Origin of the sequence: Reyranella sp., from assembly GCF_965279625.1 — a bacterium.
Classification (GTDB): domain Bacteria; phylum Pseudomonadota; class Alphaproteobacteria; order Reyranellales; family Reyranellaceae; genus Reyranella.
The window spans coordinates 3,648,733-3,663,340 of the sequence record NZ_OZ257251.1; the positions used below are offsets into that span (position 1 = coordinate 3,648,733).

A 14,608-nucleotide genomic window follows, 5' to 3' on the forward strand; every position below is an offset into this window, starting at 1 on the left:
CGCGGCGTCTCGAAGGATAGGCAATGGATGTGGTGCGAGTGCCCATGCTTCGAGACGGCTGCCGTGCAGCCTCCTCAGCATGAGGGTCTATCTTGTTCGCAAGAACTCTAGCGCAGGCGCGGGCCCTTCCAGGTGAGCTCGTAATTCAGCTGCACGCGGTACTCCGTATAGGAGGTGACCGTGTTGTTGAGGTACTGATCCACGAAGGCGACGCGGTTGCGCAGATTGAACGGTTTCAGCCAATCGGGCGCGTTCGGCATGGCGTCGCCCCTGATGGCCAGTTCGAGATCGTACTCCCAGTTGTTGGACAGCGATGTGTGCGTCTGCGGATTGACCGAGTTGCCGCCGTAGGTCGCCGTCGCGAGGAAGACGAAACCCGGCAGGCGCACGCCCTTGAAGTCGTAGTTGGCGCCTGCGGTCACGGCCATTTCGCCGGCCCGGTTGAAGTCCAGCGACTGCATCTTGTTGTAGCCGATGAAGATGCCGTATGGGTTGCGCCAGGCCGCGGCCGAGCCGATTTGGGTATATGAGACGCGGAAGGCCATGGGCCCCCAGAACGCATCGGCGCGGAAGCCGCCCCAGAAAGTGCTGAAGGGCTGGCCGGTGAGGAGGTTCATGCCGTTGCTGCCCTGCACGGCGAACTGGCCGGCGAGCTGCACGCGCAAATCCCCGTTCACCTTGATCGTGCCGCCGACATCGGCGTAGCTCGACCACAGAATATCCGGGACATAATACGTCGAAGCGCGGACCTGCACCTCGTTCATGTTGCCGTACTTCACGCTGAAGAGGCCCATGCCCTTGTTCACGTGCGACGCGCCGGCTGCTTGGCCCATGTTGATGAAGGCGGAGTCGTCGCGGGGTTTCATGGCGGCCACGTAGCCCGCGAAGTAGTTGACCGGTCCGAGCACGCCGCGCAGCGCATAGGCCTCGAACGTCTGCGGGATCTCGCGATTGTCGCGTGGATTGACCTCGAGTTCGTCGACAATCTGCCGGAAGACCGTGGCCGTCTGTCTATTCCAGCGGGCCGAGGCGTAGGCCTGGCCCAGGGTGAAGAAGCCGTATCCACCGCGCTTGAGAAGCGACGTGCCGTCGGAGGTGGTGATACGGCCCTGCGGTGCCCAGAGGGGTTGGGTCGTGTAACCGACGGCGCCGAGCTGCAGCGCGTCGTAGAACCATCCGGTCTGCAGGCCGATCCAGCCGCCGGTGACGGCGGCGGCCAGGCTGGGCGGCTTCTGGTTCTGACGGTCGAACAGGTAGCTGCGCAGATGCAGCACGGCTGCCGCTTCATCGTAGAGAAAGCGCTGCAGTTCCACGCCGAGCCGGGACGTCGGTGCCTCCGCGGGCGGTGCGCTTTCCTGCGCGAAGGCGGATTGCACCGGCGCCATCGCGAGCAGGGCCAATGCCAGCCCGCCCGGCTTGCCAGCTGACGTCACTGTTCGCATCATTGGCTTCCCCTCTCCGGGGGAGTTTCTTAGGGGGGGCACGTTAAGTGAGCATATCCTGAGCCTTGACAGTTGCAGCATTACATTCTCGCCCGCTCGAAAATCCCGAAAGATTCACTCGAGGCGTGAACGCTCTAGGGAGCGTCGAGAAGTCTCTTTTGTCGTCTTGAGCGCAGCGAAGGATCGCACGCCGGGCTCGTAGTCGTCTGGGCATTCCGTTAGGTGCTTCGCTCCGCTCGAGGCGACAGTAGCGCCTTTACAGACGAAGGCGCGGACCCTTCCAGGTCAGCTCGTAGTTCAGCTGCACGCGGTACTCCGTATAGGAGGTGACCGTGTTGTTGAGGTACTGATCCACGAAGGCGACGCGGTTGCGCAGATTGAACGGTTTCAGCCAACCGGGCGCGTTCGGCATGGCGTCGCCCTTGATGGCCAGTTCGAGGTCGTATTCCCAGTTGTTGGACAGCGACGTGTGCGTCTGGGGATTGACCGAGTTGCCGCCGTAGGTCGCTGTCGCGAGGAAGATCACGCCGGGAAGACCCGCGCCCTTGAAATCGTAGCTGGCGCCCGCCGTCACGGCCATTTCGCCGGCCCGGTTGAAGTCCAGCGACTGCATCTTGTTGTAGCCGATGAAGATACCGTAGGGATTACGCCAGGCCGCGGCCGAGCCGATCTGCGTGTAGGACACGCGGAAGGCCATCGGGCCCCAGAAGGCATCCGCCCGGGAGCCGCCCCAGAAAGTGCTGAAGGGCGTACCGGTGAGAAGGTTAAGGCCGTTGCTGCCCTGCACCGCGAACTGCGCGGCGAGCGCGACGCGGAGATCCTCGTTCACCTTGATCGTGCCACCGACATCGGCGTAGCTCGACCACAGGATGTCGGGAACATAGTAGGTCGAGGCGCGGACCTGCAGGTCGCTCATGCTGCCGTATTTGGCGCTGAAGAGGGCCATGCCCTTGTTCACGTTCGGCGCGCCGGCCGCCTCGCCCATGTTGATGAAGGCTGAGTAGTCGCGCGGCTTCATGGCGGCGACGTAGCCTGCAAAGTAATTGACCGGCCCGAGCGCGCCGCGCAGCGCATAGGCCTCGAAGGTCTGCGGGATCTCGCGGTCGTCGCGTGGATTTACTTCGAGTTCGTCGAGATACTGACGGAAGACCGTGACGGTCTGCTTGTTCCAGCGGGCCGAAGCGTAGGCCTGGCCGAGGGTGAAGTAGCCGTATCCCCCCGGCTTGAGCAGCGACGTGCCGTCGGAGGTGGTGTCGCGGCCCTGCGGCGCCCAGACCGGCTGTGTCGTGTAGCCAACGGCGCCGAGCTGGAGCGTATCGTAGAACCATCCGGTCTGCAGGCCCACCCAGCCGCCGGTCACGGCGGCGGCCAGGCTGGGCGGCTTCTGGTTCTGGCGGTCGAACAGATAGCTGCGCAGATGCAGGACAGCCGTCGCTTCGTCGAAGAGGAAGCGTTGCAGTTCCCCCTTGAGCCCATCGGCGGGCTGGACCTCCGGCGAGGGCTCGCGCGTCTGGGCAAGGACGGTCGGCGCCGGCAGGGTCAGCAGGGCCAAGACCAAACCGCCGGCGAACCTCCTGGCGCGCATCGATACCCCCCGATCCTTCCGGACCGGGACGCTAGAAGGCGGGGGTTAAGGAATTGCGCAACTGGCGGGACAATTTGCGAAAGCTTGTGATCGTCTGTCCGGCGACCTAAGCTGGTTCTTGTCCAAGGGGGGTCCCGACAAGGGGCTGAGATACCGATGGTCGCCAGTCCAACTGGCGTCGGCGCGGTGACCCTTTGAACCTGATCCGGGTCATGCCGGCGAAGGGAATGGATACATCCTTTGCGCGACAACACCGGATCTCCGTCTGCCAACCAGCCACGGGAGATCCATCATGGACACCATCGTCACCGCTACCGCCCCGACCGTCACGACGGGGCCGCTGCCTGCATCCCGCAAGGTCTACGCAACGCCCGAGGCCGCGCCCGACCTGCGCGTTCCCCTGCGCGAGATCGAGCTGTCGTCGCCCACCGAGCCGCCAGTGCGCGTCTACGACACCACCGGTCCCTACACCGACACCGATATTGCGATCGATGTGCGCAAGGGCCTCGCCCAGACGCGGCGTGCCTGGGTCCTCGAGCGCGGCGGTGTCGAGGACTATGCCGGTCGTGCGATCCAGCCGATCGACAACGGCAACGTGAAGGAATCGGTGCTGCGGCCGTTTCTCCATACGCCGCGGCCGTTGCGCGGCCTCGACGGCAAGCCGATCACCCAGTTCGAATGGGCGCGTGCCGGCGTCATCACCAAGGAGATGATCTACGTCGCGGCGCGCGAGAATCTCGGCCGCAAGCAGGTGCTCGACGAGGCCGAGGCGCGGCTGGCGGATGGCGAGAGCTTCGGCGCGGCGCTGCCGGCGTTCATCACACCGGAGTTCGTGCGCCAGGAAATCGCCTCCGGTCGCGCCATCATCCCGGCCAACATCAACCACACCGAACTCGAACCGATGATCATCGGCCGGAACTTCCTGGTGAAGATCAACGCCAACATCGGCAACTCCGCCGTTTCCTCGTCGATGGAGGAGGAGGTCGAGAAGATGGTGTGGGCGATCCGCTGGGGCGCCGACACCGTCATGGACCTCTCGACGGGCCGCAACATCCACGACACGCGTGAATGGATCGTGCGCAATGCGCCGGTGCCGATCGGCACCGTGCCGATCTACCAGGCGCTGGAGAAAGTGGGCGGCGACCCGACGAAGCTGTCCTGGGAAGTTTTCCGCGACACGCTGATCGAGCAGGCCGAGCAGGGCGTCGACTACTTCACCATCCATGCCGGCGTGCGCCTCGCGCATGTGCCGCTGACGGCCAGCCGGGTCACCGGGATCGTGAGCCGCGGCGGCTCGATGATGGCCCAGTGGTGCCTCACCGAGCATCGCGAGAGCTTCCTATATGAGCATTTCGGCGACATCTGCGACATCATGCGCAAGTACGATGTCTCCTTCTCGCTGGGCGACGGGCTCCGGCCGGGCTGCAACGCCGACGCCAACGACGCCGCACAGTTCGCCGAGCTGGAGACCCTGGGCGAACTTACCAAGGTCGCCTGGGACAAAGGCTGCCAGGTCATGATCGAGGGGCCCGGCCACGTGCCTATGCACAAGATCAAGGCCAACATGGACAAGCAGCTGCGCGAATGCGGCGAGGCGCCGTTCTACACACTGGGGCCGCTCGTCACCGACATCGCACCCGGCTACGACCACATCACCTCGGGCATCGGCGCCGCGATGATCGGCTGGTTCGGCACGGCGATGCTCTGTTACGTGACGCCCAAGGAACATCTCGGCCTGCCGGATCGAGATGATGTGAAGGTAGGCGTGATCACCTACAAGATAGCGGCTCACGCCGCCGATCTGGCAAAAGGCCATCCGGCGGCCCGCCTGCGCGACGACGCCCTGTCCCGGGCGCGATTCGACTTCCGCTGGCGCGACCAGTTCAACCTCTCGCTCGATCCCGCCACGGCCGAGAAGTTCCACGACGAGACCATGCCCAAGGAGGCCCACAAGACCGCGCATTTCTGCTCGATGTGCGGTCCGAAGTTCTGCTCCATGCGTATCACGCAGGACATCAGGGACTACGCCAAGAAGGGCATGGACGAGATGAGTGCCAAATTCCGGGCCGGCGGCGGAAGTCTCTACGTGGCGGGCAAGCCTGCTGATTAGAGACGCTTTAGTTCGGGGTCCGAGGGGTCTTTTCGGCCTCTCGGACGTTGCACTCCCCGGTCAGCGCCTGTCGCCTTGCGTCTGCCATTTACGTGGGGGAGACTCCGCGCGCTCAGCTCGTATGTGAAACGGGCTGTATTTTCTGGGGTGTGTTGGACAAATGAAGCGGCTGCGAACCCTCCTCGGGATCGGTTTCGGGCTGGCCATCGTGGCTGGCGCGGGCTGGTACATTTCGCAGTCCAGTACTGCACCTCCGCCTCGTCAGGGGGGCCGGTTTGCCGCCGGTGCGGCGGTGCCCGTCGGCCTGGCGACCGCCAGCAAGGGCGAAATCCCGATCGTGCTGCGCGCGCTGGGCACCGTGACGCCGCTCCAGACCGTCAACGTGAAGACCCAGATCACCGGTCAGCTCACCGAGGTCTATTTCCAGGAAGGCCAGATGGTGAAGAAGGGCGAGCTGCTGGCCCAGGTCGATCCGCGGCCCTACGACGTGGCCCTGCAGCAGGCGATCGGCCAGCAGCAGCGCGACGAGGCGCTGCTCAAGAACGCGCAGATGGATCTCGAACGCTACCGCAAGCTGGTGCAGCAGGATTCGATCGCACGGCAGCAATACGACACGCAGACGTCGCTGGTTCGCCAGTACGAGGCGGCACTGGTCATTGACCAGGCGCAGGTCGACGCCGCCAAGCTCAACGTCACCTACACGCGGATCGTCGCGCCGCTTACCGGCAAGATCGGCCTGCGCATGGTCGACAAGGGCAACTACGTCACCATGGGCGACGCGAGCAGCATCTGCGTGATCATCCAGGTGCAGCCGATCTCGGTCCTGTTCACGATTCCCGAAGATTCCCTCCCGCTGGTGCGTCAACGGTTGAAGACCGGCGAAAATCTCGAAGTACGCGCGCTCGACCGCTCGCAGAAGAACGAGCTCGCCGCCGGTCGCCTCGACACGACCGACAACGTGATCGACCTGACGACCGGCACCGTGAAGCTGCGCGCGATCTTCGACAATGCCGACGAATCCCTGTTCCCCAACCAGTTCGTGAACATCCGCCTGCTGGCCGACACGGTGAAGGATGCCGTTGTCGTGCCGGTCGCGGCGATCCAGCGCGGGCAGCCTGGCACCTTCGTCTACCTGGCGAAGGCCGACGATTCGGTGGAGATCCGCGTCGTCGAGCTTGGCGCGACGGATGGCGAGAAGGTGGCGATCCTCAAGGGCCTTCAGGTCGGCGACCAGGTCGTGATCGATGGTGTCGACCGCCTGCGCGACGGCGCCAAGATCCGCAAACCGACGCCCACCCCTCGCGCCTCGGCCGGTCCGCCGGTTGCCAACGCGCCGCCCGACGCCCAGGCGCCCAACGCGCCGGCAGAGGGGCAGCGCCGGCGGCAGCAGGCCAACGGCGGCGCCGGAGCGCCCCCTGGCGCAGGCGCTGGCCGGCCGGCCACGCAAACCAACCAATAGAGCGGCCGCGACATGAATCCGTCGCGGATCTTCATCGAACGGCCCGTCGCAACCTCGCTTTTCATGGTTGCGATCATGCTGGTCGGTATCATCGCGTATCGCTTCCTGCCGCTGTCGGCCTTGCCGCAGGTCGACTACCCCACGATCCGGGTCCTGACCCTCTATCCCGGGGCCAGCCCGGAGGTGATGACCACTTCGGTCACCGCGCCGCTGGAACGCCAGTTCGGACAGATGCCGGGCCTCAACCAGATGACGTCGACCAGCTCGGCCGGCGCTTCGTCGATCACCCTGCAGTTCGATCTCAAGCTCGGGCTCGACATCGCCGAGCAGCAGGTCCAGGCCGCCATCAATGCCGCCGGCAATCTGCTGCCCGGCGACCTGCCGTCACCGCCGATCTACGCCAAGTTCAATCCGGCCGACGCGCCGGTGCTGACGCTGGCGGTCACCTCCAAGAGCGAACCGCTCACCAAGGTTCACGACCTGGTCGACACGCGCCTCGCCCAGAAGATCTCGCAGCTTCCCGGCGTCGGCCTGGTCAACCTCGAGGGAGGACAGAAGCCCGGCGTGCGCATCCGCGCAAACCCGACGGCGCTCGCCGCCTACGGCCTCAACATCGACGACCTCCGCACCACGATCTCCAACGCCAACGTCAACACGCCCAAGGGCAATTTCGACGGGCCGGCGCGCGCGCTTACCATCAACGCTAACGACCAGATCACCGATCCCGACACGTTCCGGGACATCATCGTGGCCTACCGCAATGGCGCGCCGGTGCGCATCCGCGACGTGGCCACGGTCGAGGAGGGCCAGGAGAACACCCGGATCGCGGCCTGGGCGAACAACACCCAGGCGGTGATCGTGAACGTCCAGCGCCAGCCCGGCGCCAACGTCATCGAGGTCGTCGACCGCATCAAGACGCTGCTGCCGACCCTGCGCGAAACGCTGCCCAGTTCGCTGGATATCACCATTCTCACCGACCGGACGCTGACCATCCGGGCTTCCGTCCGCGACGTGCAGATCGAACTGTGCTTCGCCGTCATCCTGGTCGTGGCGGTGATCTTCGCCTTCCTGGGCGATGCGCGGGCAACGATCATCCCGAGCCTTTCGGTGCCCCTGTCGCTGGTCGGCACGCTGGCGGTGATGTACCTCGCCGATTTCAGCCTCAACAACCTGTCGATCATGGCGCTCACCATCGCCACCGGCTTCGTGGTGGACGACGCCATCGTCATGATCGAGAACATCGCGCGCTACATCGAGCGCGGCGAGGATCCGAAGGCGGCGGCGCTCAAGGGCTCGAAACAGATCGCCTTCACGGTCGTGTCGCTCACCGTCTCGCTGATCGCGGTGCTGATCCCGCTGCTGTTCATGAGTGACGTGGTCGGCCGACTGTTCAGCGAGTTTGCCGTCACCCTGTCCGTCACCATCCTGATTTCGGCCGTGGTGTCGCTCACCCTCGTGCCGATGCTGTGCGCCCAGTTCCTGCGCCAGCGGCCGCATGCGGCGGCGGCACCGCAGGACAGGAAGCCGACCGTTGCCGAGTCCGAGACGATGGGCACGGGATGGTTTTCCCGCGTCATCCGCTTCTACGATCGCTGCCTGATCGTGGTGTTCCGGCACCAGGCGCTCACGCTGCTGGTCGCGGTCGGCACGGTGGTCCTGACGGTGGTGCTCTATATCGTTATTCCCAAGGGCTTCTTCCCGGTGCAGGACACCGGCCTGATTCAGGCGGTGACGGAAGGACCACAGAGCGTGTCCTTCGCCTCGATGAGCGAGCGCCAGCGTGCCCTGGCCGAGGCGATCCTCAAGGATCCCGACGTCGAGAGCCTGACATCGTTCGTCGGCGTCGACGGCACCAATCCGACCCTCAACTCGGGCCGCATGCTGATCAACCTGAAACCGCGCGGCGAACGCTCGCTGACGGCGACCCAGGTGATCCGCCGCCTGCAGCGCGAGACTTCGGGAGTCCAGGGTATCTCGCTCTACATGCAGCCGGCCCAGGATCTCACGATCGATTCGGCGGTCAGCCGCACGCAGTACCAGTTCGTCCTCGAATCGGCCAACGCCGCCGAATTCGAGACCTGGGTGCCGCGCCTGATGGATCGTCTCGAGAAGCTGCCGGAACTCGCCGACGTGACGAGCGACCTGCAGAACAAGGGCCTGTCGATGTTCATCAGGATCGACCGGGATGCCGCGGCACGCTTCGGCATCACGGCGGCCACCGTCGACAACGTGCTCTACGACGTGTTCGGCCAGCGCATCGTCTCGACCGTCTACACGCAGTCCAACCAGTATCGGGTCATCTACGAGGTCGAACCCGCGATGGTGCGCTCGATCGCCTCGCTCAACGATCTCTATCTGCCGAGTTCGGCGAGCGGCAAGCAGGTGCCGCTGTCGGCGATCGCGACGTTCGAGGAGCGCACCGCGCCGCTGCGACTCGACCGGTTCGGCCAGTTCCCGGCCACCACGATCTCCTTCAACCTGGCGCCGGGCTTCGCGCTGGGACAGGCGGTCGACGCCATCGTCGCCGCCCAGCATGAAATCGGCATGCCGCGTTCGATCACGACGCATTTCCAGGGCGCGGCGCTGGCCTTCCAGAAGTCGCTCGACAGCCAGCTCCTCCTGATCCTGGCGGCCATCGTCACCGTCTATATCGTGCTGGGCGTGCTCTACGAGAGCTACATCCATCCGATCACGATCCTCTCGACCCTGCCCTCGGCGGGCATCGGCGCGCTGCTCGCGCTCATGCTGGCCGGCACCGACCTCAGCATCGTGGCCATCATCGGCATCGTGCTGCTGATCGGCATCGTGAAGAAGAACGCGATCATGATGATCGACTTCGCTCTCGATGCCGAACGCAACGAAGGCAAGGCGCCGCGCGAGGCGATCCACCAGGCCTGCCTGCTGCGCTTCCGGCCGATCCTCATGACCACGGTCGCGGCCCTCGTCGGCGCGCTGCCGCTGATGCTGGGCAGCGGCACGGGCTCCGAGCTGCGTCAGCCGCTCGGCCTCACCATCGTCGGCGGCCTGATCGTCAGCCAGATGCTGACGCTGTTCACCACACCGGTGATCTATCTCGCCTTCGACCGGCTGGGACGCCGCCTGCGCGGCGTGCCGCTCGATACGCCGCTCCATCCCCTGCGCGCCGAGGCGGGAGAGGGCACGCCGTGAACCTGTCGGCGCCCTTTATCGCGCGCCCTGTCGCCACGACCCTGCTGACGATCGGGCTGGCGCTCGCCGGCCTGGTCGCCTTCTTCGGCCTGCCGGTGTCGCCGCTGCCCAAGATCGACTTTCCGACGATCCAGGTGACGGCGAGCCTGCCGGGCGCGTCGCCGGAGACGGTGGCGACCAGCGTGACGACGCCTCTCGAACGGCGGCTCGGAGCGATCGCGGGCGTCAGCGAGATCACCTCCTCCAGCACCGTGGGCAATTCGCGCATCACTCTGCAGTTCGATCTGTCGCGCGATATCGATGGTGCCGCCCGCGACGTCCAGGCAGCCATCAGCGCGGCCCGTGCGGACATGCCGACCGATCTGCGCAGCAATCCGCAGTACCGCAAGATCAATCCCGCCGACGCGCCGGTGATGGTGATCGCGCTCACCTCGAACACGCTGGGCCAGGGCCGGCTGTTCGATGCCGGCTCCAACATCCTCCAGCAGAAGCTCAGCCAGGTGAGCGGCGTCGGCCAGGTGCAGCTGGGCGGCAGTTCGCTGCCGGCCGTGCGCGTGGAGCTCAATCCGACGGCGCTCAACAAGTACGGGATCGGCCTGGAAAGCGTTCGAGCCGCCCTCGCCGCCGCCAACGCAAACTCGCCCAAGGGCGCCATCGAAGTCGGCGACCGGCGCTTCCAGATCTATTCCAACGACCAGGCGACCGTTGCCGCCGAGTACCGCTCGCTGATCATTGCCTGGCGCAATGGGGCGCCGGTCCGGCTCTCCGACGTGGCGGAGGTCATCGATTCGACGGAGAACATCCGCAACGAAGGCCAGGCCAACGGCAAGCGTTCGGTGCTGGTCATCATCTACAAGCAACCCAACGCGAACATCATCGAGACGGTCGACGAGATCAAGGCGCTGCTGCCCGAGCTCCAGGCCTCGATGCCGAACGACGTCGAGCTCCAGGTGGTGAGCGACCGCACGACCACGATTCGCGCCGCTCTCAAGGAAGTCGAACAGGCGCTGGTGATCGGCGTCGTGCTGGTCGTGCTGGTGACCTTCGCCTTCCTGCGCTCGGCCCGAGCCGGCTTCATTGCGGCGGTGACCGTGCCGGTGTCGCTGGTCGCCACCTTCGGCGGCATGTACCTGCTGGGCTACAGCCTGAACAACTTGTCGCTGATGGCGCTCACCATCGCGGCGGGCTTCGTGGTCGACGACGCGATCATCGTGCTCGAGAACGTGACCCGCCATCTCGAGGCCGGCATGTCGAGGATCGAGGCGGCGCTCAAGGGCGCGCGCGAGGTCGGCTTCACCGTGGTCTCGATGAGCATCTCGCTGATCGCCGTCTTCATCCCGATCCTTCTGATGGGCGGCATCGTCGGCCGGCTGTTCCGCGAGTTCGCCGTGACTCTGTCGGTGGCCATCCTCATTTCCATGGTCGTGTCGCTGACCACCACGCCGATGATGTGCGCCTACGTCCTGCGGGCACCGGGCTCGAACCACAGGCCCGGCTTCTTTGCCCGCCTGAGCGAGCGCGGCCTGGGCGGGCTGCAGCGTATCTACGGCCGCAGCCTGGGGCTCGTGCTGCGCCATCCGCTGCTCACCATGTTCGTGTTCCTGGCGACCGTGCTGCTCAACATCCATCTCTATGTGACGATTCCCAAGGGATTCTTTCCGCAGCAGGACACCGGCCGCATCATGGGCGGGATCCGCGCCGACCAGAGCATTTCGTTCCAGGCGATGCGCCGGAAGTTCCGCCAGTTCGTCGAGATCGTGCGGTCCGATCCGGCGATCGAGAGCGTGGCCGGCTTCACGGGCGGCGGGCAGACGAATTCGGGATTCCTCTTCGCGACCCTCAAGCCGCTCGCCGAACGCGACGCCACGGCCGACCAGGTGATCGCGCGGCTGCGTCCCAAGCTCAACCAGGTCCCCGGTGCCATGCTGTTCCTGCAGGCCGTACAGGACATCCGTGTGGGCGGCCGCCAGGGCAATGCGCAGTACCAGTTCACCCTGCAGGCCGACTCGCTGCCCGACCTCTATACCTGGGGCCCCCGGCTCACCCAGGCGCTGCAGGCCGACACTTCTGTGATCACCGACGTCGATTCCGACCAGCAGCAGCGCGGGCTTCAGCTCAACCTGACGATCGATCGCGACGCCGCAAGCCGTCTCGGCATCTCGACGCGCAGCATCTCCGCGACGCTCTACGACGCCTTCGGCCAGCGTCAGGTCTCGACCATCTACAACGCCCTCAACCAGTATCACGTGGTCATGGAAGTGGCGCCGCAATGGTGGGAAAGTCCTGAATCGCTGAAGGACATCTACGTCAGCAAATCCGGCGGCGCCCTGAGCGGCACGCAGTCGACGGGCAGCATCACCTCCTCGACCACGACTTCCACGTCGAGCGGCGCGGCCGGCACCGGCGCGCAGACCGTCGATCCGGCCCAGGCGGTCCGCAACCAGCGTACGAACCAGATCGCCGTCAGCGGCCGCGGTTCGGCGTCCACGGGTGCTGCGGTCAGCACGACACCGGAGACGCTGGTGCCGCTGTCGGCGGTGACGCGCTGGGACTACGGCACGACGCCGCTTGCGGTGAACCATCAGAGCATGTTCGTGGCCAGCACCGTCTCCTTCAACCTGGCGCCGGGCAAGACGTTGAGCGATGCGGTGCAGTTCGTGAACGATACGATGCGCGACATCGGCGTGCCCACCACCCTGCACGGGGCCTTCCAGGGCACGGCACGTGCCTTCCAGGATTCGCTCAACAATCAGCTGTTGCTGGTGCTGGCTGCCCTGGCGGCCGTCTACATCGTGCTGGGCGTGCTCTACGAGAGCTACATCCATCCCATCACGATCCTCTCGACCCTGCCGTCGGCCGGCATCGGCGCGCTGCTCGCGCTGAAATTCACCGGCGTGGAGTTCAGCATCATCGCGATGATCGGCGTGCTGCTGCTGATCGGCATCGTGAAGAAGAACGCCATCATGATGATCGACGTCGCGCTGGAGCGCGAACGCGGCGAGGGACTCGAGCCTGCCGTGGCGATCCACCAGGCCGCGCTCCTGCGTTTCCGGCCCATCCTCATGACGACAATGGCAGCAATCCTCGGCGCCCTGCCGCTGGCCATCGGCTACGGCGATGGCGCGGAGTTGCGTCGACCCCTCGGCATCTCGATTATCGGCGGCCTTATCGTGAGTCAGATCCTGACCTTGTACACCACACCCGTGATCTATCTTTATCTCGACCGCTTCCGCCGCCGTGACCGCGAACAGCCGAGCCGCGTCGCGCGCGTCATGGGTAGCGGCGGAGTGCCGGCATGAGGCGCAGCGCGGCGCTTCTTCCCCTGCTGCTGGTCTCGGGCTGCCTCGTCGGGCCGGACTATGAGCGCGCGCCGCCGGCCAGTGCGGTGGCGCCGCAGTACAAGGAGGCCGAGTTGCCGCCGGCTACGGCTTCGCTGTTCCGTCCGGCCCAGCCGAGCGATGGCGCGGATCGCGGGCAATGGTGGCGGGTCTACGGCGATCCGACCCTCGACGGCCTGGCCGCTCAGATCGATGTCTCGAACCAGAACCTGAAGATCTTCGAGGCCAACTATCGGCGGGCGCGGGCGATCATCCGGCAGGATCAGTCGGCGCTCTATCCCAGCATTACCGGCACGGGTTCGGCCCAGCAGAGCGGCACCGGCGGCCAGCGCGGCACCAGCACCAGCAGCACCTCGACGGTGACGCGGTACGATTCCACGGTGGGCCAGTTCTCGACCGGCGGCACGCTCACCTGGGAGATCGACCTGTGGGGCACGTTGCGCCGCCAGGTCGAGAGCGATTCGGCGACGGCGCAGGCCAGCGATGCCGATCTCGCCAATGCGCGGCTGTCGGCGCAGACCGATCTCGTGACGAACTACGCCTCGCTGCGCATCTCCGACGATCGCAAGCGGCTCTACGAGGCGACCGTCGCGGCCTATCTGCGCTCGATGCAGATCGCCCAGAACCAGGTCGACGCCGGCATCGTCTCGCGGGTCGACCTCGTGCAGGCGCAGACGCAGTACGAACAGACCCGCGCGCAGCTTGTGAACGAAAGCATCAACCGCGCCCTGCTGGAACATGCGATCGCCTTGCTGGTCGGCAAGGCGCCGTCGGAAGTGACCATCGAACCGGCGGTCACGCGGCTGACGATTCCGACGGTCGAGTCCGGTATTCCGTCGACCTTGCTGGAGCGGCGGCCCGACATCGCCTCGGCGGAGCGCCAGATGGCGGCGGCCAATGCGCAGATCGGTGTCGCCAAGGGGGCCTTTTATCCGCAGATATCGCTCGGCGCGACGATCGGCTTCCTGAGCGGCGGGCTGGGGTCGCTGCTGCAGCTCGGCGCCGCCTCCTGGTCGGTCGGGCCGCAGATCGCCGGCACCCTGGTCGACGGCGGCGCCATCGCGGCGCAGGTGCAGGGCGCGCGCGCAAGCTACGACGCCACGGTCGCCACCTATCGCCAGACCATCCTGACGGCGTTCCAGCAGGTCGAGGACGCGCTCGCGCAACAGCGCATCCTTGTCGCGCAGGAGCAGGTGCAGCGTGCCGCCGTCGCCGCCGCCCGCGAAGCCGAGCGGCTCTCCCTCAACCAGTATCGGGTCGGCACCGTCCCCTACACGACCGTGGTGCAGACTCAAACCGCGGCGCTGTCCGCCGAGCAGACCCTGCTCACCATCCGCCTCAACCGGCTCACGGCCAGCGCCAACCTCGTGAAGGCGCTGGGCGGCGGCTGGCGACAGGAGGATCTGCCGCCACCGGTGCCGATCGGTGGCCTGAAGCAGGCCAATCCGGCACCGCCGGCTTTCCCGCCGCCCGCCGCGCAACCGGTCTCCTCGCCCGGACGGTAGA

The 14,608-nt window shown here is 66.0% G+C and carries 7 protein-coding genes and 1 riboswitch; of the genes, 5 read left to right on the forward strand and 2 right to left on the reverse strand.

Going from position 1 to position 14,608, the window contains the following annotated elements:
- Nucleotides 1–107: 107 nt before the first annotated feature.
- Both ACQY78_RS17655 and ACQY78_RS17660 read right to left on the reverse strand, forming a co-directional pair.
- Entirely contained in the window at nt 108–1,433 is a 1,326-nt protein-coding gene (locus ACQY78_RS17655; protein WP_428677169.1) for an OprD family outer membrane porin, read from the reverse strand.
- 265 nt (nt 1,434–1,698) lie between these two features.
- Nucleotides 1,699–3,027 (reverse strand): OprD family outer membrane porin, encoded by a 1,329-nt coding sequence (locus ACQY78_RS17660; RefSeq protein ID WP_428677171.1) that lies wholly within the window; start codon nt 3,025–3,027, stop codon nt 1,699–1,701.
- 115 nt (nt 3,028–3,142) lie between these two features.
- A riboswitch (TPP riboswitch) is annotated at nt 3,143–3,272 on the forward strand.
- Between the two features lie 47 nt (nt 3,273–3,319).
- Between ACQY78_RS17660 and thiC the strand changes: the two genes are divergently transcribed.
- The 5 genes from thiC to ACQY78_RS17685 all read left to right on the forward strand — a co-directional run bounded on the left by thiC (nt 3,320) and on the right by ACQY78_RS17685 (nt 14,607).
- A complete protein-coding gene (thiC, locus tag ACQY78_RS17665; RefSeq protein ID WP_428677172.1) occupies nt 3,320–5,137 on the forward strand; it encodes a phosphomethylpyrimidine synthase ThiC in 1,818 nt (605 codons plus the stop codon).
- A gap of 160 nt (nt 5,138–5,297) precedes the next feature.
- Complete coding sequence (locus ACQY78_RS17670) at nt 5,298–6,596, forward strand: MdtA/MuxA family multidrug efflux RND transporter periplasmic adaptor subunit (RefSeq protein WP_428677173.1); 1,299 nt, start codon at nt 5,298–5,300, stop codon at nt 6,594–6,596.
- Nucleotides 6,597–6,608: 12 nt separating this feature from the next.
- Complete coding sequence (locus tag ACQY78_RS17675) at nt 6,609–9,764, forward strand: MdtB/MuxB family multidrug efflux RND transporter permease subunit (RefSeq protein ID WP_428677174.1); 3,156 nt, start codon at nt 6,609–6,611, stop codon at nt 9,762–9,764.
- On the forward strand, nt 9,761–13,063 hold the full coding sequence (locus tag ACQY78_RS17680; RefSeq protein ID WP_428677176.1) for an efflux RND transporter permease subunit: 3,303 nt from the start codon (nt 9,761–9,763) through the stop codon (nt 13,061–13,063). The genes ACQY78_RS17675 and ACQY78_RS17680 overlap by 4 nt, the downstream gene beginning before the upstream one ends.
- Nucleotides 13,060–14,607 carry an efflux transporter outer membrane subunit gene (locus tag ACQY78_RS17685; protein ID WP_428677177.1) on the forward strand — a complete coding sequence of 516 codons (1,548 nt, stop codon included), beginning with the start codon at nt 13,060–13,062 and terminating at the stop codon, nt 14,605–14,607. The genes ACQY78_RS17680 and ACQY78_RS17685 overlap by 4 nt, the downstream gene beginning before the upstream one ends.
- Nucleotide 14,608 lies beyond the last annotated feature (1 nt).